26 protein-coding genes and 3 tRNA genes are annotated in these 26,034 nt (G+C 62.7%); 22 read left to right on the top strand and 7 right to left on the bottom strand.

The window, feature by feature from the left end:
* Nucleotides 1-104: 104 nt before the first annotated feature.
* The 4 genes from rfbD to glnA all read right to left on the bottom strand — a co-directional run bounded on the left by rfbD (nt 105) and on the right by glnA (nt 5,499).
* A complete protein-coding gene (gene rfbD, locus ACIQWO_RS02840; RefSeq protein WP_402818897.1) occupies nt 105-995 on the bottom strand; it encodes a dTDP-4-dehydrorhamnose reductase in 891 nt (296 codons plus the stop codon).
* A 55-nt stretch (nt 996-1,050) separates the two neighbouring features.
* Nucleotides 1,051-2,619: a nitrogen regulation protein NR(I) gene (ntrC, locus tag ACIQWO_RS02835; RefSeq protein ID WP_402818894.1), complete on the bottom strand. Its 1,569-nt coding sequence runs from the start codon at nt 2,617-2,619 to the stop codon at nt 1,051-1,053.
* A 62-nt stretch (nt 2,620-2,681) separates the two neighbouring features.
* Nucleotides 2,682-3,905: a nitrogen regulation protein NR(II) gene (glnL, locus tag ACIQWO_RS02830; RefSeq protein ID WP_402818891.1), complete on the bottom strand. Its 1,224-nt coding sequence runs from the start codon at nt 3,903-3,905 to the stop codon at nt 2,682-2,684.
* A 178-nt stretch (nt 3,906-4,083) separates the two neighbouring features.
* Nucleotides 4,084-5,499: a type I glutamate--ammonia ligase gene (glnA, locus tag ACIQWO_RS02825; protein WP_402818888.1), complete on the bottom strand. Its 1,416-nt coding sequence runs from the start codon at nt 5,497-5,499 to the stop codon at nt 4,084-4,086.
* 471 nt (nt 5,500-5,970) lie between these two features.
* On the opposite strand from glnA, the gene ACIQWO_RS02820 reads away from it, so the two are divergent.
* From ACIQWO_RS02820 to ACIQWO_RS02780, 9 genes are all read left to right on the top strand, one after another.
* Entirely contained in the window at nt 5,971-6,438 is a 468-nt protein-coding gene (locus tag ACIQWO_RS02820; RefSeq protein WP_402818885.1) for a rhodanese-like domain-containing protein, read from the top strand.
* A 135-nt stretch (nt 6,439-6,573) separates the two neighbouring features.
* Nucleotides 6,574-7,191 (top strand): LysE family translocator, encoded by a 618-nt coding sequence (locus tag ACIQWO_RS02815; protein WP_402818882.1) that lies wholly within the window; start codon nt 6,574-6,576, stop codon nt 7,189-7,191.
* A 272-nt stretch (nt 7,192-7,463) separates the two neighbouring features.
* Entirely contained in the window at nt 7,464-7,817 is a 354-nt protein-coding gene (locus tag ACIQWO_RS02810) for a DUF4148 domain-containing protein (RefSeq protein WP_402818879.1), read from the top strand.
* Nucleotides 7,818-8,227: 410 nt separating this feature from the next.
* Nucleotides 8,228-8,467 carry a hypothetical protein gene (locus tag ACIQWO_RS02805; protein ID WP_039398969.1) on the top strand — a complete coding sequence of 80 codons (240 nt, stop codon included), beginning with the start codon at nt 8,228-8,230 and terminating at the stop codon, nt 8,465-8,467.
* A gap of 216 nt (nt 8,468-8,683) precedes the next feature.
* Nucleotides 8,684-8,869, top strand: a complete 186-nt coding sequence (locus ACIQWO_RS02800) for a hypothetical protein (RefSeq protein WP_039398971.1) — start codon at nt 8,684-8,686, stop codon at nt 8,867-8,869.
* Between the two features lie 72 nt (nt 8,870-8,941).
* Nucleotides 8,942-9,017: transfer RNA gene (locus tag ACIQWO_RS02795), tRNA-Lys, on the top strand.
* A 58-nt stretch (nt 9,018-9,075) separates the two neighbouring features.
* Nucleotides 9,076-9,151: transfer RNA gene (locus tag ACIQWO_RS02790), tRNA-Lys, on the top strand.
* Between the two features lie 54 nt (nt 9,152-9,205).
* A tRNA-Lys gene (locus tag ACIQWO_RS02785) sits at nt 9,206-9,281 on the top strand.
* A gap of 187 nt (nt 9,282-9,468) precedes the next feature.
* Nucleotides 9,469-9,657, top strand: a complete 189-nt coding sequence (locus tag ACIQWO_RS02780; RefSeq protein WP_044455446.1) for a glycine zipper 2TM domain-containing protein — start codon at nt 9,469-9,471, stop codon at nt 9,655-9,657.
* A gap of 67 nt (nt 9,658-9,724) precedes the next feature.
* Here ACIQWO_RS02780 and ACIQWO_RS02775 read toward each other — a convergent pair whose 3' ends face one another.
* Nucleotides 9,725-10,123 (bottom strand): hypothetical protein, encoded by a 399-nt coding sequence (locus ACIQWO_RS02775; protein WP_402818874.1) that lies wholly within the window; start codon nt 10,121-10,123, stop codon nt 9,725-9,727.
* A gap of 400 nt (nt 10,124-10,523) precedes the next feature.
* On the opposite strand from ACIQWO_RS02775, the gene ACIQWO_RS02770 reads away from it, so the two are divergent.
* The 5 genes from ACIQWO_RS02770 to pdxY all read left to right on the top strand — a co-directional run bounded on the left by ACIQWO_RS02770 (nt 10,524) and on the right by pdxY (nt 17,258).
* Nucleotides 10,524-10,793, top strand: a complete 270-nt coding sequence (locus tag ACIQWO_RS02770) for a MoaD/ThiS family protein (protein ID WP_402818872.1) — start codon at nt 10,524-10,526, stop codon at nt 10,791-10,793.
* Between the two features lie 11 nt (nt 10,794-10,804).
* Complete coding sequence (locus tag ACIQWO_RS02765) at nt 10,805-11,932, top strand: exo-alpha-sialidase (protein WP_402818869.1); 1,128 nt, start codon at nt 10,805-10,807, stop codon at nt 11,930-11,932.
* Between the two features lie 405 nt (nt 11,933-12,337).
* On the top strand, nt 12,338-13,984 hold the full coding sequence (locus ACIQWO_RS02760; RefSeq protein ID WP_402818866.1) for a methyl-accepting chemotaxis protein: 1,647 nt from the start codon (nt 12,338-12,340) through the stop codon (nt 13,982-13,984).
* A 262-nt stretch (nt 13,985-14,246) separates the two neighbouring features.
* Nucleotides 14,247-16,343, top strand: coding sequence for an elongation factor G (fusA, locus tag ACIQWO_RS02755; RefSeq protein ID WP_402818863.1), 2,097 nt, complete (start codon nt 14,247-14,249; stop codon nt 16,341-16,343).
* Between the two features lie 57 nt (nt 16,344-16,400).
* Nucleotides 16,401-17,258, top strand: coding sequence for a pyridoxal kinase PdxY (pdxY, locus tag ACIQWO_RS02750; RefSeq protein WP_402818860.1), 858 nt, complete (start codon nt 16,401-16,403; stop codon nt 17,256-17,258).
* Between the two features lie 31 nt (nt 17,259-17,289).
* Here the strand turns inward: pdxY and fghA are convergent, their stop codons facing one another.
* Nucleotides 17,290-18,144, bottom strand: a complete 855-nt coding sequence (gene fghA, locus ACIQWO_RS02745) for an S-formylglutathione hydrolase (RefSeq protein WP_402818857.1) — start codon at nt 18,142-18,144, stop codon at nt 17,290-17,292.
* Between the two features lie 200 nt (nt 18,145-18,344).
* Here fghA and ACIQWO_RS02740 point away from each other — a divergent pair, with 200 nt between their 5' ends.
* From ACIQWO_RS02740 to ACIQWO_RS02705, 8 genes are all read left to right on the top strand, one after another.
* A complete protein-coding gene (locus ACIQWO_RS02740; RefSeq protein ID WP_402818854.1) occupies nt 18,345-19,247 on the top strand; it encodes a winged helix-turn-helix domain-containing protein in 903 nt (300 codons plus the stop codon).
* A 94-nt stretch (nt 19,248-19,341) separates the two neighbouring features.
* Nucleotides 19,342-20,922 carry a glycoside hydrolase family 18 protein gene (locus tag ACIQWO_RS02735; protein WP_402818852.1) on the top strand — a complete coding sequence of 527 codons (1,581 nt, stop codon included), beginning with the start codon at nt 19,342-19,344 and terminating at the stop codon, nt 20,920-20,922.
* Nucleotides 20,923-20,924: 2 nt separating this feature from the next.
* Entirely contained in the window at nt 20,925-21,125 is a 201-nt protein-coding gene (locus ACIQWO_RS02730; RefSeq protein ID WP_402818850.1) for a hypothetical protein, read from the top strand.
* Nucleotides 21,126-21,439: 314 nt separating this feature from the next.
* Complete coding sequence (locus ACIQWO_RS02725) at nt 21,440-21,646, top strand: hypothetical protein (protein ID WP_039398991.1); 207 nt, start codon at nt 21,440-21,442, stop codon at nt 21,644-21,646.
* 93 nt (nt 21,647-21,739) lie between these two features.
* Nucleotides 21,740-21,928, top strand: a complete 189-nt coding sequence (locus ACIQWO_RS02720; RefSeq protein ID WP_150576908.1) for a hypothetical protein — start codon at nt 21,740-21,742, stop codon at nt 21,926-21,928.
* A gap of 361 nt (nt 21,929-22,289) precedes the next feature.
* Nucleotides 22,290-22,583, top strand: coding sequence for a hypothetical protein (locus ACIQWO_RS02715; protein WP_039398995.1), 294 nt, complete (start codon nt 22,290-22,292; stop codon nt 22,581-22,583).
* Between the two features lie 122 nt (nt 22,584-22,705).
* Nucleotides 22,706-23,482, top strand: a complete 777-nt coding sequence (locus ACIQWO_RS02710) for a GntR family transcriptional regulator (RefSeq protein ID WP_402818845.1) — start codon at nt 22,706-22,708, stop codon at nt 23,480-23,482.
* 19 nt (nt 23,483-23,501) lie between these two features.
* Entirely contained in the window at nt 23,502-24,449 is a 948-nt protein-coding gene (locus tag ACIQWO_RS02705; RefSeq protein ID WP_402818842.1) for an AEC family transporter, read from the top strand.
* A 49-nt stretch (nt 24,450-24,498) separates the two neighbouring features.
* Here ACIQWO_RS02705 and ACIQWO_RS02700 read toward each other — a convergent pair whose 3' ends face one another.
* Nucleotides 24,499-25,581, bottom strand: coding sequence for a DUF484 family protein (locus ACIQWO_RS02700; RefSeq protein ID WP_402818839.1), 1,083 nt, complete (start codon nt 25,579-25,581; stop codon nt 24,499-24,501).
* Between the last annotated feature and the right edge of the window lie 453 nt (nt 25,582-26,034).

Raw genomic sequence — 26,034 nt, 5'->3', positions numbered from 1 at the left:
TGGGCGCGTGCGCAAAAAGCCACCATGTTGCCGAAAGAACCCGGGGCCGCGCGCTAAGGAATTTCCGAATTAGTCGCACAGCCCCGAAGGAGACAGTCGTCGCCTCAGGCGAGACAGAGTTGGAGAGCGTCGCGCCAGTCGGGCGCACGAACGCCGAAGTTGCGCGCGAGCTTGTCGTTGTCGAGCACGGAGAAGGCCGGACGCCTGGCCGGCAACGGATAGGCAGATGTCGGAATCGGCACAACGTTCGGACGCTTCTCCGGTGCCGTCAGATCGAGAATCGCTTCAGTGAAACCATGCCACGTCGTCTGGCCGGCAGCCGTCAGATGGTAGAGGCCACCGCGCTCGCGCCAGAAATCGGCATCGATGCCAGCCTCTCCTGCATTGCCCAGTCCCTGTACCAGCATCTGCGACGTGAGCTCGGCGATCGTGCGACACCAGGTCGGCGCACCATGCTGATCGGCGACGATACGCAGTTCGTCGCGCTCGCGGGCCAGACGCTGAACCGTCAGCAGAAAGTTCGCGCCACGCGCGCCGTACACCCAGCTCGTACGCAACACCAGATGGTTGGCGCCGCTTGCGGCAATAGCAGCTTCACCGGCGAGCTTGGTACGGCCGTAAGCGTTTTGCGGATTGGTCGGTTCGTCTTCGCGATACGGCGTGGATGACGTGCCGTCGAATACGTAGTCGGTGGAGTAGTGAACGACGAGCGCACCTAAACGCTTCGCCTCTTCCGCCATGATGCCGGGCACCACGGCGTTCACCTGATAGGCTGCCGCTTCTTCCGTCTCGGCACGGTCGACGGCCGTATAAGCGGCCGGATTGATGATCAGGTCGGGCGCGAAGTCGCGCACGGTCCGCACCACGCTGTCGGTGTCCAGCAGATCCATTTCGCTGCGTCCGGGGGCGTGCACGTCTCCCATGCCTTGCAGGCAACGTGCCAATTCCCAGCCCACTTGTCCGGTAGCGCCCGTCAACAGGATACGTCTTGCCATGATACGGCTCCCTTGTCGCGATGTGAGGAAACAAGGGAGCCTACCCGGTTTCGCTTCAGGTTTCTAGCCCGAGTTCCTGGATCTTGCGCGTGATCGTGTTGCGCCCGATCCCCAGACGACTTGCGGCTTCGACCTTGCGCCCGCGCGTGAAGTCCAGCGCTTCGTTGATCAGCGCGGTCTCGAAGCGGCGCGTGAGTTGGTCCATCACGTCCGGTGAGGCCGAGCGCAACAATCGCGCGACCTCGCGGCGCAGGATCGACTCCCAGCTCTCCACACCCTGTACGCCCGGGATACCCGCCACCTCGCCCGCGCTACCACCCATGCCACCAACCGGCACCGACGGCACCGCACCCACGCTGCCGTACCCCCCCGCCCCCTGCGTCGGGTCGACACTACCCGGCGTGGCGGCGCCGCCATGCGGCGCACCGTTCGCGTACGCAGGCATACCGGTCACCACCGCAGCGGGCGCGGTTGTCGTCTGAAATTCCGGCGGCAAATCCTTGATCTCGACGGTCTGCGCCGGTGCCATCACCGTCAGCCAGTTGCTAAGGTTTTCCAACTGACGCACGTTGCCCGGGAACGGGAAACGCGTCAGATGCGTGAGCGCCGCCTCGCTGATGCGTTTGGTTTCGACACCCAGTTCGCGTGCGCTCTTCTGCAGGAAGTGACGCACCAACAGCGGAATGTCCTCGTTACGCTCGCGCAATGACGGCAAGCGCAACCGGATCACGTTCAGGCGGTGATACAGGTCCTCGCGGAACAGCCCCTGACGCACGCGATCTTCCAGATTCTGGTGGGTCGCCGCGATCACGCGAACGTTCGCCTTGATCGGGCTGTGGCCGCCGACTCGGTAGTAGTTGCCGTCGGAGAGCACGCGCAACAGACGCGTCTGCAAATCCAGCGGCATATCGCCGATTTCGTCGAGAAACAGCGTGCCGCTCTCCGCTTGCTCGAAGCGTCCTCGACGCGTTGCCTGCGCCCCGGTGAACGCCCCACGCTCATGGCCGAACAGCTCGGATTCGAGCAAATCTTTCGGAATGGCCGCCGTGTTGAGTGCAATGAACGGCCCCGAAGCGCGCGGCGAATGTCGATGCAATGCGCGTGCGACCAGTTCCTTGCCCGAGCCCGATTCGCCGGTGATGAGTACCGTCGCGCTCGAATGCGACAAACGGCCGATGGCGCGAAAAACGTCCTGCATCGCACTCGCCTGGCCGAGAATCTCGGGCTCTTCGGTAATGCGCTCGTCGTCCGTCGCTTCGCGCAGGCTTTCTTCGACGGCGCGCAGAATCAGCTCGACGGCACGATCCACGTCGAATGGCTTGGCCAGATACTCGAACGCACCGCCCTGAAACGCGGCGACGGCGCTATCCAGATCCGAGAACGCCGTCATGATGATGACAGGCAGACCGGGATGCCGTTGCTTGGCCATTTGCAGCAATTCGAGGCCAGAGCCGCCCGCCATGCGGATGTCCGACACCAGCACTTGCGGCGAATCGTGTTCGAGTGCAGCGCTGGCTTCGCGCGGACCGGTAAAGCTGCGCACCGGCAGATTGGCTCGCGAGAGTGCTTTCTCCAGCACCCATCGGATGGATTGGTCGTCGTCTACTATCCAGATCGGCTTCATTGTTCACCGTGTAACGTCTATGCCCGGCCGCAGGTGTTACGGCCGACGGCGTGAGGGCCGCATCAGCCCAGGGGCAGCAGGATTCGGAAATCCGTCCGTCCGGGCCGGCTTTCGCATTCGATCAGACCGTCGTGGCGCTGAATGAACGATTGCGCCAGTGTGAGTCCCAGACCGCTTCCGCCCTCTCGCCCGGAGACGAGCGGATAGAAGATGCGATCTCGAATGTCGGCAGGTATGCCTGGCCCGTTGTCGATCACATGCAATTCCAATGCCAGCTTGTGCAATCGCTTGGCAATCGTGATCTTTCGCGCCACTCGCGTGCGCAATACGATGCGTGCATCGCCACGTGCGATCTGCTCGCGTAGCGCCTCGGCACCGTTGCGCACGATATTGAGTAGCGCTTGAATGAGTTGCTCTTTGTCGCCCCGAAAATCGGGCAGGCTGACGTCGTAGTCCCGCTCGATCGACAGGCCTTGCGGGAATTCGGCGAGTACCACCGAACGCACGCGCTCGCAGACTTCGTGGATATTCACGTCCGTCGCGATATACGGATGGCGATGCGGCTCCAGCAAGCGATCCACCAGCGTCTGAAGCCTGTCGGACTCCTTGATGATCACCTGCGTGTATTCGCGCAATTCGCGCTGATCCAGCTCAAACTCCAGCAACTGCGCCGCACCGCGAATGCCGCCGAGCGGGTTCTTGATCTCGTGCGCCAGGTTGCGGATGAGCTGCTTGTTCATCAACGCCTGATCGATGATCCGCTCTTCGCGCTCGTTCTTGAGCTTCTGCTCGTTCTCGATCAGCTCGACGATCACAAAATCGGGCGCAGCCTCGGGGGCGGCCACAATCGCGTGGGTGTGCAACGGCTCCTGCGCGGTGCGTTCCAGCACCAGATCGAGGCGCGTGGTCTGGAAGTGATTCGCGATGAGCTCAGTCATCGTCGATGACAACACTTCGCCGTTCGTGAACACATCGTTCCACGTCATCTGCGAGAGCGAGCGACGGGACAAGGCCAGCAACGCTTCGGCGGCCGGGTTTGCGAAGACCACGCGCAACGAGTGCTTTTCCAGCACCAGCAGCACGGTCGGCAACGCTTCCAGACCGGGCAGAATGCCGGTCGCGGCAAGCTTCACTTCCCAAGGGTCGACCACGGCATGCAACGCAGCCACGGGCGCGGAGACGCCTGCGGCGTCAGCCGTCAAATCGGCAGCAGCAACATCGGCGGCATCAGCGGAATGCGAGGCCCGCTTCGTCTGCCCTTTCTCACCAGCGCGGACACTTTTCATCAAGGATCTAGGCGTTAGGTTCGTGGCAGGCCGCTAGCACGATGCACTTCGGCGATGCATGGTGCGCGCGCTGCGGATAAAAAAGGGGACGGCCGCGGCCATCCCCTCGTGCTTGTCGAGCATGACGGTCGGCCGCAGGCGTTCCGTCATGCCGGCGCATTGCTGCGCAGCGACTCGATTACAGCGAGTAGTACATTTCGAACTCAAGCGGGTGCGTGGTCATGGCCACACGGCGCGCTTCGTCCGTCTTCAGTGCGATGTACGAATCGAGCATGCCGTCAGTGAACACGCCGCCACGGGTCAGGAACTCGCGGTCTTCGTTCAGGTATTCCAGCGCCTGTTCGAGGCTCGAGCACACGGTCGGGATCTTTGCATCCTCTTCCGGCGGCAGGTCGTACAGGTTCTTGTCGGCAGCTTCGCCCGGGTGGATCTTGTTCTGAACGCCATCCAGACCGGCCATCAGCATGGCGGCAAACGCCAGGTACGGGTTGGCCATCGGATCCGGGAAGCGCGCTTCGATGCGGCGGCCCTTCGGGTTGGCAACGTACGGGATACGGATCGATGCCGAACGGTTACGGGCCGAGTAGGCCAGCTTCACCGGGGCTTCGAAGTGCGGCACGAGACGCTTGTACGAGTTCGTCGACGGGTTCGTGATCGCGTTCAGGGCACGGGCGTGCTTGATGATGCCGCCGATGTAGTACAGCGCGAATTCCGACAGACCGCCGTAGCCGTTGCCTGCGAACAGGTTCTGACCGTCCTTCCAGACCGACTGGTGGATGTGCATGCCCGAACCGTTGTCACCAACGATCGGCTTCGGCATGAACGTGGCCGTCTTGCCGTAGCTGTGCGCCACGTTGTGCACGACGTACTTCAGGATCTGCGTCCAGTCGGCGCGCTCGACCAGCGTCGAGAACTTCGTGCCGATTTCGTTCTGGCCCTGGCCAGCCACTTCGTGGTGGTGCACTTCAACCGGCACGCCGAGTTGTTCGAGCAACAGGCACATTTCCGAGCGCATGTCCTGGAACGTGTCGACCGGTGCGACCGGGAAGTAGCCGCCCTTCGTGCCCGGACGGTGGCCGGTGTTGCCGCCGTCGAAGTCCTTCGACGAGGACCACGGGGCTTCTTCGGAGTTGATCTTCACGAAGGTGCCCGACATGTCCGTGTTCCACTGGACCGAGTCGAAAATGAAGAATTCCGGCTCCGGACCGAAGAAGGCGGTGTCGCCCAGGCCCGTGCTCTTCAGGTAGGCTTCAGCGCGCTTGGCGATGGAGCGCGGATCGCGGTCGTAGCCCTTGCCGTCGGCCGGCTCGATCACGTCGCAGGTCAGGACCAGCGTGTTTTCTTCGTAGAACGGGTCGATGTAAGCGGTGTTGGCGTCCGGCACCAGCAGCATGTCCGAGGCTTCGATGCCCTTCCAGCCAGCGATCGACGAACCGTCGAAAGCGTGACCGCTCTCGAACTTGTCGGCGTCGAAGTGCGACACGGGCACCGAGACGTGCTGCTCTTTGCCGCGCGTGTCCGTAAAGCGGAAGTCGACGAACTTGACGTCTTCTTCCTTAACCAGGTTCATCACATCTGCCACAGATTTGCTCATGCTATCTCCCGAAAGATTCAATCTGGCGCTGCTGGCGCTCATCGCCCGCGTCGCCGCACCCTCTTAACGAACTCCGTGTTCGGATTCGCCAGTGATAAGCAGGAAGCGTGCCAGCGCATCACTTCACTGTCGTGCCTCACCCTCGCCCACTGATTTCTAAGGAAATATTCGATGCTGGTGCGTCCAGTGCCGAATTCCCGCTCGTGGGCTTTAATTCTCCATTTCGGTGCGCACCGCACCAAAACATCACTAAATTGGTGCATTTTCCGATTATGCACCTTTTCAGTGCCAATTTGCCACGCCACTGATCCGAAGTTGTGCGCCATATTGCACCGTCGTCGGGCGAGCTGGATTCGGTCCACAAAATATCCAGACGACTCCCAATGCCGTGCGATGTCACTTAAAGCGCATCTTTGCGTGTGCTGCACGCTAGAATGAAGGACAACCATCGACTAACGAGATCACAGCAATATGACAAGCGCAAAAGCCATTCTCGACCAAGCAACGCAGCGTCGCGCCACGGGTCAGCTCGCCTACGCAGGCGCAGTCACGCCGGAAGAAGCGCTGGCATTGCTCAACGCCGACGCCAACGTTCGTCTGATCGACGTGCGTACGCGCGCTGAACTCGATTGGGTTGGCCGTCCGCAGGTGCCGGACGGGCAGTACGCCAACGTCGAATGGGTGCGCTATCCCGGTGGCGTGCCCAACGAACACTTCCTGGAACAACTGACGTCGCAGACGACGGACAAGACGACGCCGCTGCTGTTCCTGTGCCGCAGCGCCGCCCGTTCGAAGGCTGCCGCGAAGGTCGCTTATGAAGCCGGTTTCACGCAATCGTTCGACATCCTCGAAGGCTTCGAAGGCGACAAGGACGGCAGCGGTCACCGCAAGAATGTGAGCGGCTGGTGCTTCCGCGGCCTGCCCTGGCTCGGCGCATAACATCCGTGACACCGGATTACCGGTCATCGACGCGAGACCGCAATCGCGATAGTGACCGGTGACCGACCTGCAACGACTGCGCACCAACGACGTATCGACAAACACCGAACCACATCAACGCGGGGAGACGCCGAGATGGACTGGACTCACTTGCTGACTTTCGCGCTCGCGCTGTTCGTGGGCGCGGGCACACCGGGCCCCGGTATCGCAGCCATCGTCGCGCGCGTTCTCGGTCGCGGCACGCAAGGCGCGATTGCTTTCACCGCAGGCGTCGCGATTGGGGATGTTGTCTGGCTCACACTCGCCGTACTCGGTGTGGCTGCACTGGCGCATACGTTCTCCGGCGTGTTCCTCGCGATCAAGTACGCGGGCGCGGCTTACCTTCTCTATCTCGCCTGGAAGATGTGGAATGCCCCGGCCATCGCACCGACGGAGCCGCTGGCCGCCGCACCACGAGAGAAGTCCTGGCGTCTTTTTCTGGGCGGTCTCTCGGTCACGATGGGCAACCCGAAAGTCGTCGTGTTCTATTTCGCACTGCTGCCCAACTTGCTCGATCTGCAACGCGTAACGGCACTCGGTTATGTCGAAGTCGTCGGCGTCACACTGACGGTGCTCGCCATTGTGTTCGGCAGCTACATCGCGCTGGCGTCCCGCGCACGGCGACTGCTCAGCTCAGCACGCGCGGTCAAGCGCCTGAATCGTGCGACGGGTACCGTGATGGCCGGTGCGGCCGTTGCCATCGCCACACGCTGAACACCTCCGCATCGCCACACCAGGAACGCCACCTTCGGGTGGCGTTTTTCATTGATGCCGCGCCACCGAGCACCTCTCAACAGGCGAGAACGCACGTCGCATTGTTGCAGTTCGCGTAATGATTTATTCCCTTAATTGCCGTTTTTCCGTGATAGCCGGAGGCATAGACTGGCTTCACCGGTCGCGCACAACGCATACCGCGTCCTACCAACAGCCTCTCGGTACCGATGCATTGCGCGCCCCCGCAACACAGAAGAAAAGGAATTAACGTCATGAATCGCATCTTCAATCGCCAGCTCATTGCATCGGCACTGATCTCGGCCACGATGGCCACCGCAGCAGGTTCCGTTTTCGCGCAATCGCATCTGTCGAGCGACGCTTACCCCGACGGCTCGCCGTTCGGCTGGGTGTCCCAATCCTCTTCGGCGCCCCAGCTCACCCGCGCACAGGTGCGTGAGGAACTGATCGACGCACGCGCCAAGGGTCTGATTCCGCAGAACGACTACGACTACCCGGCGTTCAACACGATGAACAACGCCAACGTGCCGGGCAAGACGCGTGCACAGGTCTACGACGAACTCGTGCGTGCGCGCCAGAACGGCGAGATGAAGTACTCGAATCCGTAAGCTACCGAACCGGCCCTCGTCACGCTGCCTCCCTCGGGCAGCGTGACTGACGCACGCAGGCCGAACGGCATCTTCAGCCTGCGTTGCGTCACCTTATTACTTCGCTTGATTGCGTTGCTTTATGCCCGCTTAGTCCCGCCGACAGGCGCGCGCCCCCGCCCAACGACGTATTACCGGGCTATCTGTGGTGCGTCGGTCCAGTGCTTCCCCTCTGGCCCGGCAGTCACACACGGCTTCCCACGGGCGCCTCTCCTGTCGCCATGCGTTCCCCGTAATCGCATGGGACTTTCGCCCGCGCTCCCGCCCTGGAGCGCGGGCTTTTTTCATGGCGGCGTTGGTGGACGGCGGTGGACTGCGCAGGCTGCGTGCTACCATGCAGCCGTTTCAATTTGCATAGACAGGATCATCCGGTGAGTGACATCCAACTAGATATCGAGTGGACCGAGCGCGCAGCGAAGAAGGCCGAACGACTCGTTCCCAAGGACACCCCGCTCGGGTTGCCGCCGCTCGAATGCCTGCCGCAGGAAGGTGACGTGATGTTCCTCGGCAAGGGCGACAAGAAGCAACCGTTCGTTGTGGTGGAACGTCAGTACCACCACGAAGGCGAAGACGCCTGGACGATCATCCTGATCCTGGATCTTCCGGAATAACGACGACGTCCCCTGATGGGCATGCATGACGTTCGAAGCATCGGCAGCCGAAACGCCTGCCGGTGATTCGGACGGATCGCAGACCTGTCCGGAAAGCACGGCGCGGCCACTGGGGAAACCCCGGTTGTCGCGCCGCTTTGCTTGAGGGAAGCCGTTTTCTATACTTGAGACGCGACTTACCTCGTGCATCGCCTGGTGGCGACAGGGAGATCCAACATGATCGCGCCCCACCTTTCCAACGCTCAGCTGGTCTGCATGTTTGCGATTGCGGTATTCGGCGCAATCGTTGTCGGCGCAATGCCGTGCAAAGGGACCGTTCGAATGTGCTGGCGATCGCTGCTCGTGGTCGTGGGCGCCGTGCTCGCGGTACTGGCGTTTGAGATGGTTCCGCTTCTCGCCTGAGACCTTTTTTGCGGATTTTCACCATTAAGGGTTGACCCCATGCGGAAGAGCCGATATTATCTCGGTCTCGTTGGGGCGTTAGCTCAGTTGGTAGAGCAGCGGACTCTTAATCCGTAGGTCGAGTGTTCGAGTCACTCACGCCCCACCAAACGAATTTTTAAGAAAGGCTGCGATGCCGTGCAGCCTTTTTTATTCCCGGTAGCATCGGGGCGTTAGCTCAGTTGGTAGAGCAGCGGACTCTTAATCCGTAGGTCGAGTGTTCGAGTCACTCACGCCCCACCAAAGCATTACAGGAAGGCTGCGACGCTTGCAGCCTTTTTTGTTCCCGGTAGCACCGGGGCGTTAGCTCAGTTGGTAGAGCAGCGGACTCTTAATCCGTAGGTCGAGTGTTCGAGTCACTCACGCCCCACCAAGTATTGACGTAATGAAAAAGGGTCTGCGCTTGCAGACCCTTTTTCGTTACCGCTCGAAACTTCCCATGTCGTCCAATTCCTACAGCCAATTCAGTCGCTGCCGATAGTGCGCAAAACACCCGCGCACTAAGCTGAGGTCATGCTGCCGCGCGATGCGCGCCCGGCAATTGCTACAGGAGACGCATCATGAAAATGGCCAAGTCGATTCTCGTTGTCATCACCGCGCTTGCGATGGGTTCGTCCATCATCGGGTGCACGCTGGGTGGCGCAGCGGCAGGCGGCGTCATCGGTCACGAAGCCACCGGCGGCAGCACCGCCGGGACCATCGGCGGCGCCGTCGTCGGCGGCGTGATCGGCCACGAACTCGGCAAGTAATCCGAAGCAGTCCGCCGAAGCAACCCGCCAAATCAATCCACCGCCGAGCGCCGGATCGGCTACACCGTCATCGCCCTACGATGTATAGCGGGCCGTTGGCGGCGTAGCCGTACATGATCAGCACGTCACCCACCAACGTATCTCCCGCCGCCCTCGCCTGCGCCACGCTGGCGTAGCGCTTCGCGTGCGCCGTACAGGGTGCATAGTGACGCACGCCGCCTTTGAGCAAGCCCCGCGAATCGCGCGGTTCACGCGTATCACGCGCCCCGTCGTCGCGACCGATGAAGGCCGCCTGTCGCACGCTCCAGACGAAATGCCCCTCGCACTTCGCCAGCTCGGGTGGGCGCCGTACCGTCGGATCTTCCTTGGCCGACGGCTCTCCTTCCTTGTGCAAACGCCATTGACGCCTGGCCGCGTTATCCGACCAACGTCCTATCCCGATGTCCTTTCCTTTCGCTCTCGCCATTGTTTCCTCCTGGTTTCGGTGACGGCACCGCGCTCGCGGGCACTCCGATAATGGTGAAACATAACGGGGTGAATGGGGTTGGGGAGTGTCCGATATGCGAGGCCGCACCCTACGATCACGCTTCACGCGCTTCGAAACTCGTCGGCCGTCATGCAAAGGACACCAAATCGCGCCCCGCATGTCGCGCTCGTCCGCAACATGCGTTATTTCCCGGCATACATAGCGCGGCGCACACGCAACACTCGCGCACGAATCCGGGAGGCTCCCGCCGCAGATGATCCTCATTGTCTACACTGAAAGTCTCACTGCCGACGATTGACGGCCTCGCACCTCGAACATTCAGCGGCAGCAAGACAACGCACAAGCGAGCCACAACTCACAAAACATCCACAAACCCGACATGGCGACCGTCACCTTTGCGCCCGCAATACAGCGTCATGTATCCGTCGACGAGCAACACGTCGACGGCGCGAGCGTGCACGAAGCGCTGGCGCAATGTGTGGCGCAAGCCCCTGCCCTACGCGGTTATCTGTTCAACGATCAGGGACGTCTGCGCCCGCATGTCGCCGTCTTTGTAGACGGTCGGCTGATTCGCGATCGTCGCACCCTGGGCGATGCACTGACCGGCACGAGCAGCGTCTACGTCGCGCAGGCGCTTTCGGGCGGATGAGGAGAGACAACATGGAACACGTCATTGGCGCGACCCTTCTGGTCGCCACTCGCAAGGGATTGTTCACATGGCAGCGTGAAGGCGTCGAATGGCGATTGACGTCGAGCACACCGGACTTTCCCGGCGAGCCGGTCAGCATGGTGTTACACGACGCCCGCGACGGCACCGACTACGCCGCGCTCAACCTCGGTCACTTCGGCGTAAAGCTATGGTGTCGCGCGCGTGACGCAAGCACATGGACGGAACTTGCACCGCCCGCGTTCGCGCAAGCGTCCGATATGCAAGCCCCGCCATCCGAGCCTGCCGCATCAACGGCACAAGCGCCCTCGGTGGAGCTTCTCTGGTCACTCGAAGCGGCAGGCCCCGACGCGCCCGGCGTGCTGTGGGCGGGCACCATTCCCGGCGGCTTGTTTCGCTCCGGCGATCACGGGCAAAGCTGGCAACTGATCGAGAGCTTGTGGGATCGGCCGGAGCGTGCCGAATGGATGGGCGGCGGCTACGATCACGCGGGTATCCATTCGATCTGCATCGATCCGCACGACAGTCGACAGGTGATGGTCGCCGTGTCGACCGGCGGTGTCTGGCGCACGCGCGACGATGGCCAGTCATGGGCGCTCGCCGCGTCTGGGATGGAAGCCGACTACATGCCGCCCGAGCGACGACTCGATCCGAACGCGCAGGACGTTCACCGTCTCGTGCAGTGTCGCGACGCCCCCAACGCGCTATGGGCCCAGCATCACAATGGCATCTTCCGCACACTCGACTACGGCGCGACGTGGCGACGCATTCAGGCCGCACCGTCGAGTTTCGGCTTCGCGGTGGCGGTCGATCCGCATGACCCCGACGTCGCGTGGTTCGCCCCCGCGCAGCGCGATGCGTGCCGCATTCCCGTCGATGCGCGTCTCGTCGTCACACGCACACGCGATGGCGGCGAGTCGTTCACCGCGCTCTCGCACGGGTTGCCCGAGACCCCCTCCTACGATCTCATCTACCGGCACGGACTCGACATCGACGCCACCGGCCGCACGCTCGCGATGGGGTCGACCACCGGTGCGCTATGGATCAGCGACAACGCGGGCGAGCAATGGCAATCGCTATCGGCGCACTTGCCGCCGATCTATGCCGTACGTTTTGTCTGATCGCTCTAACTCGCACGCAGGTGCGCCGAAGCGCACGAATTCGGCGGCCACATCGCGTCGAGCCACCTGAATCGTTGCGTGCGACGTCATCGCGTGCGTCGCGCGCCGCGCGTCCCGATTTATTGCTCAACTCGTCGTTTACCCCTTCGCGCTAAAAGTAGCCTTCAGTTCGCATATTTCCGGTCGTATACGAAATCAGACGGACTGGCTTCATCGAATCCCCCCGTCACGCGTCGCCGGACATGTCACACGTGTCGCTCCCGGCGCGTGAGCTGCGTCGCGTCGCGCCTGATCCGGGCACCGATGCTTATACGCAGCCGACCGGCGACCACTCCTCGAAAACGCCGACAGTTACACGTCACCCGTGTTGTCCTGGCATCAAATCACTACAAGGAGTCTCTCCCTATGCGAATCGCCGACCTCAAGATCCGAACCCGACTGGCCATTGGCTTCGGCACCCTGCTGTTGCTGCTACTCACCATGCTGGTCATTGCGTTGGTGCGCTTCGTCGCCATCGAACGTTCTAACGAAGAGTTGCTCACCCGCGCGTGGGCGAAAGCCGACGCAGCGCACAGTATCGACGCCATGGTGCGCGGCAATGGCCGTCGCATGCTCGAAGTCGCGACCGCGCAGGACCCTGCGCAACGTAAAGCCTTCAACGAACGTATCGACGTCAATCTCGGCCGCATTGCAGCGGCGCAGGAAGTGCTCGACAAATATGTGACGTCGGGACGCGGCAAGGAATTGATTGCGAGTCTTCGCAAGCACAACGAGGCCTTCCAGGCGTCGCGCAACAAGGTCATCGCAGACCTGAACACCGACCAGCGCGCAGACGCCATCGGTCTCGTGGAACGCGAAGCGCTGCCCGCGCTCGACGCCATGCAGGCCGAAGCCGCCGATCTCGTCACGCTCCAGCAAAAGATCGTGGACGACACGGGGGCCGCCACGGCCGCCGACATCGCCTTCGCCAAATGGCTGCTGCTCGCGATTGGTGCTATCGCTGCCGTCGTCGGCATCGGCGCAGCGTACTCGGTCACGCGCAGTATCACGCGTCCGATCGCACGCGCCGTCGAAGTGGCCGAGCGCGTCGCGCAAGGCGATCTGACGAGCCGCATCGAAGTCACCAGCCGCGACGAAACCGGCCAACTGATGGCAGCCCTCAAACACATGAACGAAAGCCTCGATCAGATCGTGCGACGTGTGCGCAGCGGCACCGCCGCCATCGCCTCGGCCTCGGGCGAACTGCTCGCGGGCAACACCGACCTTTCGTCGCGCACGGAGGAGCAAGCCGCGTCGCTCGAAGAAACGGCGTCGTCCATGGAGCAGTTGACGGCCACCGTCAAACAGAACGCCGACAATGCGCGTCAGGCGAGCCAACTCGCAGCGAACGCCTCTGAGATTGCGGGCGAAGGCGGCCGCGTGGTCGAACGCGCCGTTAGCTCGATGCAGGAAATCGCCGCCAGCTCCACGAAGATCAACGACATCATCGGCGTGATCGACGGCATCGCATTCCAGACCAACATCCTCGCGCTGAATGCGGCCGTCGAAGCGGCGCGCGCCGGCGAACAGGGACGCGGTTTTGCCGTCGTCGCCGGTGAAGTGCGCACGCTCGCCCAACGCAGCGCCGCGGCGGCCAAGGAGATCAAGTCGCTCATCGAGACTTCTGTGGGCAAGGTCGAGGACGGATCGTCGCAAGTGCGCGATGCAGGCCGCACGATGACGGACATCGTGCAGGCGGTGCAGCGCGTGACGGACATCATGGGCGAAATCTCGGCCGCATCGAGCGAACAGTCGGGCGGTATCGAGCAGGTCAACACAGCCGTGATGCAGATGGATCAGGTCACGCAGCAAAATGCCGCACTGGTCGAAGAAGCGACGGCGGCCGCTGGCTCGCTCGAAGATCAAGCGCGCAATCTGCGTGAAGCGGTGGCGGTCTTCCGTCTGCCCGGTGGCGACACGGCAAACGCAGGTTACGACGACGATGCCGGTATCGCGTCCAATGGCCCGCGCGGTGCCGTGCTGGCATTTTCGCGTGAACGCCAGGTCGCTTGATGTTGTGCGCTTTGCGGCACACGTTGCCGCATTAGCGGTCGCTTAGACGTCAACCTGACCATCACCGCCAAAGCCCCGGCCTCCCCGCCGGGGCTTTGCTTTTTTTGCGCTCAGGCACTGTGCGACGCAAGGCCGCGCCCTCGCCGCAAAGCCCCGTCTGCGCTGGACTTGCGGACGATGTGACGCTCAGCGAGGTATCGGGACATTGGAGTATGATGGCTGCTCCTGTGCTTTTTCCTCACCGTCTGAAAAGAGGTGTACTGTGGCCCGAAAGACCCCCATCGAGCGCTACCGAAATATCGGCATCAGCGCTCACATCGACGCTGGCAAGACAACGACGACCGAGCGGATCCTGTTCTACACGGGCGTCAATCACAAGCTGGGCGAAGTCCACGAAGGCGCTGCCACGATGGACTGGATGGAGCAGGAACAAGAGCGCGGCATCACGATCACGTCCGCCGCGACGACCTGCTTCTGGCGCGGCATGGCTGGCAACTTCCCCGAACACCGCATCAACATCATCGACACGCCGGGACACGTCGACTTCACCATTGAAGTCGAGCGCTCGATGCGTGTGCTCGATGGTGCCTGTATGGTCTACGACTCGGTCGGCGGCGTGCAGCCGCAGTCGGAAACGGTCTGGCGTCAGGCCAACAAGTACAAGGTGCCGCGCATCGCGTTCGTCAACAAGATGGACCGCGTGGGCGCCGACTTCTTCCGCGTGCACAAGCAGATTCACGAACGTCTGCGTGGCAATGCCGTGCCGCTTCAGATCCCCATCGGCGCCGAAGATCATTTCCAGGGCGTCGTCGATCTCGTGAAGATGAAAGGCATCGTCTGGGACGAAGAATCGAAGGGTGTGAAGTTCGACTACATCGATATTCCCGACAACCTCAAGGACCTCGCGCAAGAGTGGCACGAGAAGATGATCGAGGCTGCCGCCGAAGCCGATGAGACGTTGCTCGAAAAGTATCTGGGCGGCGAAACGCTGACTGAGGACGAGATCAAGGCCGGACTGCGCAAGCGCACGGTCGCCGGTGAGATCGTGCCCATGCTGTGCGGCACGGCCTTCAAGAACAAAGGCGTGCAGGCCATGCTCGACGCCGTGATCGAGTACCTGCCCTCGCCGGTCGACGTGCCCGCCATCGCCGGTCACGACGAGGACGACAAGGAGATCGAGCGTCATCCGTCGGACGACGAGCCGTTCTCGGCACTCGCCTTCAAGATCATGACGGACCCGTTCGTCGGTCAGTTGATCTTCTTCCGCGTGTATTCCGGCGTGATCGAGTCGGGCGGCTCCGTGCTTAACCCGCTCAAGGGCAAGAAGGAACGTCTGGGCCGCATCTTGCAGATGCATGCGAACACGCGCCAGGAACTCAAGGAAGTGCGCGCAGGCGACATCGCCGCCGCCGTGGGCCTGAAGGAAGCGACGACCGGCGATACGCTGTGCGATCCGGACCACGTCATCATTCTGGAAAAGATGGAGTTTCCGGAGCCGGTGATCTCGCAGGCGGTCGAGCCGAAGACCAAGGCCGACCAGGAAAAGATGGGCCTCGCGCTCAACCGTCTGGCGCAGGAAGATCCGTCGTTCCGCGTGAAGACCGATGAAGAATCGGGCCAGACGATCATCTCCGGCATGGGCGAGCTGCACCTGGAAATTCTGGTCGACCGCATGCGACGCGAGTTCGGTGTGGAGGCGACCGTCGGTAAGCCGCAGGTCGCGTATCGCGAAACCGTCCGCAAGAAAGTCGAGGACGTTCAGGGCAAGTTCGTCAAGCAGTCGGGTGGACGCGGCCAGTACGGCGATGTGGTCATCACGCTCGAACCGGACAAGGAAAAGCCGTACGAATTCGTCGATGCCATCAAGGGTGGCGTGGTGCCCCGCGAGTACATCCCGGCGGTCGACAAGGGCATTCGCGAGACGCTCAACAACGGTGTCGTCGCGGGCTATCCGGTCGTGAACGTGAAGGTCACACTGACGTTCGGTTCGTACCACGACGTCGACTCGAACGAAAACGCGTTCCGTATGGCCGGTTCGATGGCCTTCAAGGAGGCCATGCGCCGCGCCGAGCCGGTGCTGCTCGAACCGATGATGGCGGTGGAAGTCGAGACCCCCGAGGACTTCATGGGCAACGTGATGGGCGACCTCTCCGGGCGTCGCGGCATCATGCAGGGCATGGACGACATCGTGGGCGGCGGCAAGATCGTACGCGCGGAGGTGCCGCTCTCCGAGATGTTCGGCTACTCGACGTCGCTGCGTTCGCTCACGCAAGGACGCGCCACGTACACCATGGAGTTCAAGCACTACGCCGAAGCCCCGAAGAATGTGGCCGAAGCGGTCATGACGTCGAAGAAGTAATCGACTAACGGCAAGGGCGATGGCCTCGCGCCACGCCCTTGCCGCCCTCTCATCCACATGAAAAACGTCCTCAGCATCCAGTCCCACGTCGTGTTCGGCCACGCAGGCAACAGCGCCGCCGAGTTTCCGATGCGACGTCTCGGCGTGAACGTCTGGCCGATCAACACCGTGCAGTTCTCGAATCACACGCAATACGGCAAATGGACGGGACAGGCGTTGCCGAGCGACGAGATCCTGCGACTCGTCGAGGGCATCGCCGACATCGGCGAACTGGGCAACTGCGACGCCGTGCTCTCGGGCTACCTCGGTGCGCCGGAACAGGCGGGCTTCGTGCGCGCGGCGGTGCAACGCGTCAAGCAGGCCAATCCGGCCGCAATTTATCTCTGCGACCCGGTGATGGGTCATCCGGAGAAAGGCTGTCAGGTCAAGCCGGGCATCGAACAGTATCTGGTCGAGCACATGCCCGAAATCGCGGACATCATGACGCCCAACCATCTCGAACTCGAAAAGCTCTCGCAACATCTCATCGATTCGTTCGACGACGCCGTCGCCGCCTGCCGTGCCCTGCTCGCGCGCGGACCGAAGATGGTGCTCGTCAAGCATCTGGAGTACGCCGGGAAACCTGCGGATCGCTTCGACATGCTGGTGGTGACGCGCGACGAAGCCTGGCACGGTTCGCGTCCGCTCTACCCTTTCTCACGTCACCCGGTCGGGGTCGGCGATCTGACGTCAGGCGTATTTCTGGCGCGCTTGCTCAAGGGCGATACGGTGCGCGCGGCGTTCGAACATACGCTCGCGGCCGTCGATGCGGTGCTGTCCGTCACGCACCTCGCGGGACGCTACGAACTCGAAATCGTGCGCGCGCAGGACGAGATCGTCACACCGCCGCGCCATTACGAAGCGCGGGCGGTGTGACGTCGCGGAACGAAGAAGGGAGAAAGGCGGATCAGTACGCGCGCAGATGCTCAGCGTGATGTGACAGATGATCTGCCATGAACGTCTGGATGAAGTAGTAGCCGTGATCGTAGCCGTTGTGACGGCGCAGATTCAGCGGCTGCCCCGCCTTCTGGCAAGCGCGCTCGAAGATGTCCGGATGCAACTGCGCTTCGAGGAACTGGTCGTTCAGGCCCTGATCGATCAGAATGCCGCCCGGGAACACCACAGTCCCCGCCTTCGCGATCAATTCGCTGGCATCGTACTGACACCACGTCTCGCGGTCCGTCCCCAGATAGCCGGTGAACGCCTTTTCACCCCACGGGCAATGCATCGGCGCGGCGATCGGTGCGAACGCCGACACCGAGCGGAATTTGTCGGGGTTGCGAAGCGCCAGCGTCAGCGCCCCATGACCGCCCATCGAGTGACCGAAGATGCCGATACGTTCGGCGTCAATGGGTAGCGACTGTGTGACGAGGCCGTACAGTTCGTCGACGATGTAGCTGTACATCCGGTAGTGCTTCGACCACGGGTCTTGCGTAGCGTCAAGATAGAAGCCTGCGCCGACGCCGAAATCCCAGTTATCGGTCTCGCCGGGCACGCCCGCGCCTCGCGGGCTGGTGTCAGGAGTGATGAGCGCCACCCCGTGTTCTGCGGCCAGCCACTGCGCGCCGCCCTTGATCATGAACGTTTCTTCCGTACACGTGAGGCCCGCGAGATAGAACAGCGCGGGCACGGCGCGTCCGTCACGCGCCTGCGGCGGCACAAACACCGAAAAGCGCATCGGCAGACCGATCACGGACGAAGTGTGGCGATAGAAGCGCTGCACGCCACCAAAGCAGCGGTGTTCGGAAATGAGTTCGAGCATGGCCAAATCCAGGAAATATGGCAGCTATCTTACCTCGCGATGTGACGCGTGACATTGGCTAGGCACTCGACGAGCGCATCTCGTCGATCAACGTACCTGACGGCGGTGGCTATGTCGCGCTTGTCGTCGCTTGTTGTCTTGCGACAGGTGAACCCGCGTCGCTACGGTGGGCCTCCCGTATTCGATACCAGGAGCACCCCATGCCGATGTCACCGTTCGACCTGGACGACGTCACCAATCTCGTACAACGCGACGGCATCGCCGCGCGCCTGTCGGAGCAGGAAAAGCGTTTGTTGGTCCTGCTCGCCGCCCGCGCAGGCACCGCGCTCGACAAGCATGCGCTGATGTCGGCCCTGTGGGGCAAGCGCGCGCAATGGATGGAAGACGCCGCGCTCGTGCAACTTGTCTCCCGTCTGCGTCGCTCGCTCGCCCCGCTCGGCCTGCAACGGGCCATCGTGACGGTGGCGCGCGTCGGCTATCGCTTCGACGTCCCGTCGTCCATGACCAAGACCGTTTCGGATACGAAGTCCCCGGATGTCGCAGCGCGCGACACCTCGCCGGTGTCCGTAGACAGCAGCCATGACGGTGTGACCGTCGTCGATGCAACGACATCCGCATCGTGCGCATCACCGCTCTCGCACGGAGTCGCATGCGATGGGCACGGCGAAGTGCGGCGACACGGCGTGACCGTCCGAATTCCGCAGATCGAGTACCGGCTGCTGTGTGCATTGCGCTCGCCCACCAACGTCGCGCATGACAAACGTACGTTGATCGCGATGCTGTGGCCGACGCGTCCCGATCAGGACGACACCAATCTGATGCAGGTGGTCTCGCGCCTTCGCCGCAAGCTGATTCCGCTCGGCTTGCATCGCCATATCGTCACGGTGCCGCGCATCGGCTATCGCTTCGAGCCTTGCATCGAGGCTGACACAACGCCCATGCCCGAGGCATCGGATACGTCATCGAGGTCAGCGACATCATCCACACCCTCCGCACCCCGCACGTCGACAGGCAGGCCCGACCGCCTTCGGGACTGGCTGCCGACGACTTTGCCGCGCGCCCTGCGCACGCTGACACGTCATTTGCGCTGGCGAAGCCGCTGAGCGAACGCGACGCTGGTCACGCCGATGTCGCCGCGAGCCTCATGTTTCATCGCCCGGCAACGGCACCTGTCCATTCACTCTCAGGAGCCACATCATGACTGCACCGCGCAATTCGTCTTCCGCTTCCGCCGCATCCCCTACCGACGCCACCGACGCCACTAGCGAACTCATCTACCCCACAGACCCGCTCGACGGCGCGACGGAGACCACCTACGCCCAGAACGGGTTCGATCCAGCGACGAGCACGACGCAACTGTCGTACACGTCGGCACGTGTCGCCAAGCGCGTCTACAACCGTTACGCGAAAAACGCGCTCGAAGTCTCCGGTTATTACACGGACTGGTCGCAATACGATGGACGCCTCGACGGCGACTTCAGCAACGACGCAGCCGGACGCGGCGTCGATCTGATGCTGCTCGATCCGTTTGCCTACGACCGGCTGATCATCGGTTTCGCGGGCATCGTGGGCGATCAGGGCGAGAAGGCGCAGACCATCGCCCGCGCGGCCACCGACTTCGTACGCAAGCCGGATCAGGCTACCTTCGTCGACAGTTGGGGGGACGTGCTCTCGTATCGCAATTGCGGCTTTCCCGGCTGGGTGAGCAACGACGTGATGCCGATGTTCCAACAGTCGCGGGCACAGGGCGTACTCGGCGGTTTGCGCCTGCTGCATGCAAAGAACCCGGCGTTGAAGCTCGCCATCGCCATCGGCGGCTGGACGATGAGCCAAGCCTTTCACGGGCTGGCGGGCAGCAGCGCGCGACGCAAGACGTTCTGCGCAAGCGTCGTCGATCTGCTGCGCCGCTTCCCGATGTTTACCGAGATCAACATCGACTGGGAGTATCCCGGCTCGCCGGGTGACGACGGCAACGTCTACGACGACTCGGACGGACCGAATTACGCGGCACTCGTGAGCGATCTGAAACAGGCACTCGTGGCTGCCGGTCGCAAGGATGTCGAAATCTCGATTGCGGCGTCGGCCAACGTGGCCGACATGCAGAAGGCCAACCTGCCGGGTCTGATCGCTGCGGGCGTGTCACGCCTGAATCTGATGACGTATGACTTCTTCGGCACGCCGTGGGCGCCCACGCTCGCCCATCACACGAATCTTCACGACACGGACCCGGCCGCGCCCGACGGCTTCTCGATCGATCGCGCCGTCAACTGGCTGCGTCAGGCAGGCGTCCCGCTTGCCAAGGTGCACATCGGTTATGCGGCGTACTCGCGTAATGCGCTTCAGGCGCAGATCGCGCAGGTCGCAGCCCTTTCCGGCACCTACTCCCCGGGCGACGACATCACCACCGGCACGTTCGAATCGGGGACAACGGAGTACTACGACGTGCTGCGCAATTACCTCGATCTGGAGCACGGTGCGGCGCGCAACGGCTTCGTTCTGTACACCGATACGGTGGCCGATGCCGATTTCCTGTACCAGCCGTCGACGGGTATGTTCATGTCGCTCGACACGCCACGCACCGTGCGGGCCAAGGGCGACTACGTCAAGCGTAACGGGCTGGGCGGCCTGTTCACCTGGACCATCGATCAGGACAACGGCGTGCTGGCGAATGCGGCACGTGAGGGGCTTGGGCAGAGGGCAACGGCCTCACATATCGACATGACGCCGTTCTACTTCAACGGGAAGACGTCGCTGGACGATTCGTCGACGGGAGACTGACCATGCGCTTCCTCTTGTCCCGGCTGCTGGAACCGTCGACGTGGGCGGGCCTCACGGGCCTCGCGGTCTCGCTCGGCACCTCGCCCGACGTCATGCATGAGCTGGCGCAGGCGGGGGCGGCACTGGCGTCGCTCGCGGCGATGGCATTGCCGGAGAATGCGGTACGCGCTCGCCAGAACGACGGCATTTCCCGGCAGCCGTGAGCGCTACCTTCCCTGCGTATGACGGGGTCGGCACGGGCCGAAGGCGCATCGCTGTCGTGCCATCGGCCCGTGTCGACAAAAAAATGTCACGATTTCTAAACTTTTCGCTGCGCGTGTCGCTATACGTTTCAAAGCGTGCTGCGCCGCTGCACGCCCTGAGTTTGGGAAGTCCGGGAAAGTTGTCACATTGACCGACTATGATGCCGTCGATGCGAGACGTCCCGAGGCCCCCGCCCCATCAGGCAGTTGCGGCACCGACGTACTACGACAAACAAAAGACAGACCAGATTCACCAGAGATTGACCGGGGGCTATATGAAACTGATCCTGCTGGCGCTTGCCGCCTCGTTGTTTACGCTCGTCATGATGGTACAGGCGCGCAGCGAAGCCAACGAGGTTGCCGCCTCCTCATCGCGCTCGCAGCCTGCGGGCATCAACGTCGGCGAACGCATCCGCACTCGCAAGGACATGGCGATGTGGAACGCACGTCGCAAGATGCACGCCGTTCGTCAGGAAGACTGAACAAGCGCAGCAACATGCTGCGTTGCACCAAATTTGGGCATCATCAAAGACCGTCCTATAGTGGAAAGGCACATAGGAGAGGAGATAAGAAAGATGCCCGCAATCCACTTCAATCTCTACGACCTGACCTTGTTCCTGCCGATGGCAGTGGCCGGTGCGCTACTCGTTGGCGGCATCCCCGTGGCCACGCGCTCGACCCGCTACGGTCTGCGTGCCGTCGGTGCGGTGGCTGGGGCGCTCGTCGCGTTCCTTGTGGTGGAGGCGTTGCCTGTGCTCGTGTAGTCGGCACACGCTTCAGTCGCTATCGAACGAGGTAGGGTGAAGGACGCGCGTTGCGCGCGCCCTCGGCCGAGCACGCGTGTGCGACGGTCATGGCACTGTCATCGCCACGATCTAATCTGAATTACGGCAACTTCGGTTGCGCTGTCACCCTCTCTGTTGCGCCGCCGACCCGCTCGGCGGCTTTTTTTATGGGAATGTCCGAGGGAATCGACGGTCTGTTTCCTCAGTGTTTCCACCGTCATCGTTTTGCCCCGACACGCGCCGCCCCATCGCCTACAATCACCGGAAGTGCAACGCCATGTGCATGCCTCCGACGTATGACGCCGGGGCATCGCGCCACGCAGACAGAGGAGGTTTCCGAATGTCCGACGCGTTCTCCCGCGCCTTTGCCGTTGTCGTCAATCAGTACCGTTCACCGCGTCAGTACACTGTCTCGGTCGAGCGGGCGAGTGAGATGATCGCCAAGAACATCGGCCTGTTTTCAGATGGCTTCGCTGCCGAACCGCATCTGATCGTGGGCCTGTTCGAGACCGAGGCCGAAGCCTGGGCACTGGCCCGGCGTCTCCAACGCACCCGCATCACCATGCAGACGCTGCTTCAGACGCCCGCGCGCGCCACATCCGTCTCACCGCCGGAGCTTGATCCGAGCGAGTAGCCTCTCTCCCCCAACGATTCCCCCAAACGGACGTCCACGGAAATAAACCGTGTCGACATCCGCCTTGAAGCGTAGAATTCGGAATTCCAGATATCACGGATACCGGCTGTCGCCGGAATGCCATGCCACACCCCGCTTCCGCTTCTGCCTCGCGCCCCACGGATACCATCGACGGCCCGACGACCGACGCGATGCCGTCACCCATTGCCCCGCATTCTCCGCTCGCCAGCACGCCGGTGCTCATCGATCAGGTGTACTCGAGGCTGCGCGACGCCATCGCCGACCTCACACTCCCGCCCGGCGAGCGCATCCGGCAGGCCGAACTGGCCGACTCGCTGGGCGTATCGCGCCAACCCGTGAGCCACGCATTGCAGTTACTCAAGCGCGACGGACTGGTGTGCGATAGCGGACGTCAGGGGCTCGAAGTAGCCCCGATCGATGCGGACCACCTGCGCCAGCTCTATCAGGTGCGCACGGCACTCGATAGTCTCGCCGCGCGACTGGCCGCCATGCGCCGCGCCGAAGGCACATTACCGGACGATGCCCTGCGTCGCCTGGAAGATGCCGTCACCGCGGGCATGGCGATGACGAAAGGGACGCCGGTGGCACGACAGGTCCGCATCGAAGTCGCCTTCCACACGGCCTTGCACGACGCGTCAGGCAACCCGCTGATCGCACAGACGGTGGCCCCACAGTGGCCGCACATCATGCGCGCGATGGCCGCCACGCTGGGCGCGATGCCGATGCAGGAAGTCGTCTGGCATGAGCACGGGGAAATCGTTGCGCGCATTGCGGCGGGTGACGCCAATGGTGCCGAAACCGCCGCCCGCGAACACACGGAAGCCGACGGCGGCAATGCGCGTCGCGAATGGCTGATCCGTCTCGCGCAATCAAACTGACGAACTGACGAAGCAACCCATGCAAGCCGTTATCTCTGCCGCCCTGCCCGTGTTCGGGCTGATCTTTCTGGGGTATCTGTGCGCCCGCCGGGCTTGGCTCGGCGATGCCGCGCTCGATGCGCTCAATCGCTTCGTCGTCTACCTTGCGTTGCCCGCCGTCCTGTTTCAGTCGATGGCACAGATCACGTGGGCTGAACTCGTCAATCCCGGATTTCTGGGCGCGTTCGGCGGCGGGATGGCTGCGACCTTCGCGCTGTCCTTCCTGCTCGACCGGACGGTGCGCGGACGCCTGACCGACGCGAGCATCGAGGGCATGGGCGCGGCGTACCCGAACGCGGGTTTCATGGGGCTGCCGCTGTGCCTCGTTGCGTTCGGCCCGGCGAGCGTCCCAGCCGTCGTCGTCGCCATGCTGCTCACGGCGACGGTGCTCTTCGCGATTTCCATCGGGATCATCGAAACGGATCTGCAAGCCACACCGAACTGGCGTCGCACGGCGGGCTTCGTTGCCCGTGCGCTCATTCGCAATCCGCTGGTCGTCTCGCCGTTCGCGGGTATGGCGTTCGCGGCGTTCGGCATCACACTGCCCGCCCCTGTGCTTCACTTCACGACGTTGCTCGGCGGTGCGGCCAGCCCGTGCGCACTGGTGGCCATCGGCATGTTCCTCGCCCAAAGCTCGGGCGCGGTGAAAGAGCCGCGGATCGCGCGCGCCGTGGGACGCCTCGTCGGCCTCAAGCTGATTTTCCAACCGGCCATTACCGCGTTTCTGGCGTTTCGCGTGTTCGATCTGCCGACGATCTGGGCACACAGTGCGCTGCTGCTCTCGGCACTGCCCATCGGCACCGGGCCGTTCATGCTGGCGCAGTTGTACGGACGTGAGGCGGCCGTCGCCTCACGCGCCATTCTGATATCGACGGTGCTGTCGGTGGTGACGGTGTCGTTGCTGATTGGTTGGTTCAGCGTGCGATAACAGCCCGGACTGACACGGCCCGGCTCGAATCGATGCAGGATCGGGTCGGCTAGCGCAAGCTCGCCGTCGGGGCGACGACCACGCGGTCGCGTCCCGAGCGCTTCGCGGCGTAGAGCGCGGCGTCGGCAGCGCCCAGCAGGCGCATGGGCAGCGATTCCGGATCGGCGATGTCACGCGGATCGACGCTGGCCAATCCAATCGAGATCGTAAGCGGCACGAGAATCCCGTCGTCGTCGGGCACCTCCAGCCGCGCTACCGCACGACGCACCCGCTCGGCCACCGTCCCCGCCCAGTTCTGCTCGGTCTGCACCAGGAGTGCGGCGAACTCTTCCCCGCCGTATCGCGCGAGGGTATCCGTCACCCGCAATTGCGCACGCATGCAGACACTTGCGGCACGCAATGCGCGATCGCCGGTCGCATGTCCGTGACTGTCGTTGACCCGCTTGAAATGGTCGATGTCGATGAGCAGGCACGCGAGCGGTGCGCCATAGCGCGCGCCCCGAATCACTTCCTCTCGCAGACGCTGATCGAAGTAGCGACGGTTCGACAAGCCCGTGAGCGGGTCCGTCAGACCGATACGCTTGAGGCGCTCGCGGTTCCACATGTTCTCGAGACACACGGCAACGACTGCACCGAACCGTTCGAGAAAATCGGTAGCCATGTCGGGGGCGAAGCGGCGTGCGTCGCGACTGCCCAGTGCGATCACACCGATGTAACGTCCGTTACGCGCGAGCGGCATGACGACTGCACTCGCCGGTGCACGCGCACCGAACAGCGCCGCGTGACGCTCACGCGGTGCGCCGATCCAGAGCTGACCGTTGCCGCAGACGGCGGCAAACGTCCCGGTGTCCTGCGCGATGCACAAACCGCCGTCGAGCGCGCGGATGCCCTCGGCCGTGTCGATCAGATCGCGAAGGGTATCGTCGACCTCGGCCAGCATCAGGCGGACACCCGACAGGTCGAAGTCGTGGCGCAGACGATTGAGCACCACCTCCAGGAATTGACCGAAGTCCGGCGCGCCCATGAGCGCCAGTTCGATGTCCTGAAAACGTTTTAGCGAGCGCTCGTTGCGCTGGACGGTCGCCAGCAGCGATTGCAAAGAGTCGAGCGTCGGTGCCTGATTGGTTGCCACGTAAGGTCTCGAAAGACACGCGGCACTGCGCGGCCGCCTAGCGTGTTTGCCCCACGATGATGGCCTCGCAAAATGCGCGTGTTGCAACGCCGTCGTGAGGCGACCATGAGGCCGTTAACGGCAGGCATTTACCAAAACTGAGGGTAATGAGAATCTATTTTGACGTCTCGAAAGCAAGCATTGGCGCGCGGTTTCTGTCTGACTAGGGAAAATACCTACGTTCTATGACGACCGTGTCGCGACGCACAAAACCCTCACTCGGCAGACATAGGATTGCCGGGCGGTCGGCAGACCGTCTTGCGTTCACCCCCTGTCTGATCGCCTCTTATCGGTCGGCTACGCCGGGGGCATAGCACGGTGACGACGCGGTGACACGTGGCGATGTCACTCCCCCGTTGTGCCCACGCCACATGCGCAATATCGGACGGGGGTATTCGTCGAAAGCTTAAGACG

Origin of the sequence: Pandoraea sp. NPDC090278, assembly GCF_044772185.1 — a bacterium.
Classification (GTDB): Bacteria; Pseudomonadota; Gammaproteobacteria; order Burkholderiales; family Burkholderiaceae; genus Pandoraea.
The sequence above is the reverse complement of the archived record's forward strand: the minus strand, read 5'-3'. Positions and strand labels throughout refer to the sequence as shown.

Excerpts from the sequence above, each read along its gene's own strand:
- ACIQWO_RS02760 (WP_402818866.1), top strand. The coding sequence starts at position 12,338 with ATGCGAATCGCCGACCTCAAGATCCGAACCCGACTGGCCATTGGCTTC.
- glnL (WP_402818891.1), bottom strand. The coding sequence starts at position 3,905 with ATGAAAAGTGTCCGCGCTGGTGAGAAAGGGCAGACGAAGCGGGCCTCG.
- fghA (WP_402818857.1), bottom strand. The coding sequence starts at position 18,144 with ATGCTCGAACTCATTTCCGAACACCGCTGCTTTGGTGGCGTGCAGCGC.
- rfbD (WP_402818897.1), bottom strand. The coding sequence starts at position 995 with ATGGCAAGACGTATCCTGTTGACGGGCGCTACCGGACAAGTGGGCTGG.
- ACIQWO_RS02770 (WP_402818872.1), top strand. The coding sequence starts at position 10,524 with ATGGCGACCGTCACCTTTGCGCCCGCAATACAGCGTCATGTATCCGTC.
- glnA (WP_402818888.1), bottom strand. The coding sequence starts at position 5,499 with ATGAGCAAATCTGTGGCAGATGTGATGAACCTGGTTAAGGAAGAAGAC.
- ACIQWO_RS02725 (WP_039398991.1), top strand. The coding sequence starts at position 21,440 with ATGAAACTGATCCTGCTGGCGCTTGCCGCCTCGTTGTTTACGCTCGTC.
- ACIQWO_RS02800 (WP_039398971.1), top strand. The coding sequence starts at position 8,684 with ATGATCGCGCCCCACCTTTCCAACGCTCAGCTGGTCTGCATGTTTGCG.
- ACIQWO_RS02820 (WP_402818885.1), top strand. The coding sequence starts at position 5,971 with ATGACAAGCGCAAAAGCCATTCTCGACCAAGCAACGCAGCGTCGCGCC.
- ACIQWO_RS02735 (WP_402818852.1), top strand. The coding sequence starts at position 19,342 with ATGACTGCACCGCGCAATTCGTCTTCCGCTTCCGCCGCATCCCCTACC.
- ACIQWO_RS02765 (WP_402818869.1), top strand. The coding sequence starts at position 10,805 with ATGGAACACGTCATTGGCGCGACCCTTCTGGTCGCCACTCGCAAGGGA.
- ACIQWO_RS02730 (WP_402818850.1), top strand. The coding sequence starts at position 20,925 with ATGCGCTTCCTCTTGTCCCGGCTGCTGGAACCGTCGACGTGGGCGGGC.
- ACIQWO_RS02710 (WP_402818845.1), top strand. The coding sequence starts at position 22,706 with ATGCCACACCCCGCTTCCGCTTCTGCCTCGCGCCCCACGGATACCATC.
- ntrC (WP_402818894.1), bottom strand. The coding sequence starts at position 2,619 with ATGAAGCCGATCTGGATAGTAGACGACGACCAATCCATCCGATGGGTG.
- ACIQWO_RS02705 (WP_402818842.1), top strand. The coding sequence starts at position 23,502 with ATGCAAGCCGTTATCTCTGCCGCCCTGCCCGTGTTCGGGCTGATCTTT.
- ACIQWO_RS02715 (WP_039398995.1), top strand. The coding sequence starts at position 22,290 with ATGTCCGACGCGTTCTCCCGCGCCTTTGCCGTTGTCGTCAATCAGTAC.
- ACIQWO_RS02780 (WP_044455446.1), top strand. The coding sequence starts at position 9,469 with ATGAAAATGGCCAAGTCGATTCTCGTTGTCATCACCGCGCTTGCGATG.
- ACIQWO_RS02720 (WP_150576908.1), top strand. The coding sequence starts at position 21,740 with ATGCCCGCAATCCACTTCAATCTCTACGACCTGACCTTGTTCCTGCCG.
- ACIQWO_RS02775 (WP_402818874.1), bottom strand. The coding sequence starts at position 10,123 with ATGGCGAGAGCGAAAGGAAAGGACATCGGGATAGGACGTTGGTCGGAT.
- ACIQWO_RS02740 (WP_402818854.1), top strand. The coding sequence starts at position 18,345 with ATGCCGATGTCACCGTTCGACCTGGACGACGTCACCAATCTCGTACAA.
- pdxY (WP_402818860.1), top strand. The coding sequence starts at position 16,401 with ATGAAAAACGTCCTCAGCATCCAGTCCCACGTCGTGTTCGGCCACGCA.
- ACIQWO_RS02815 (WP_402818882.1), top strand. The coding sequence starts at position 6,574 with ATGGACTGGACTCACTTGCTGACTTTCGCGCTCGCGCTGTTCGTGGGC.
- ACIQWO_RS02810 (WP_402818879.1), top strand. The coding sequence starts at position 7,464 with ATGAATCGCATCTTCAATCGCCAGCTCATTGCATCGGCACTGATCTCG.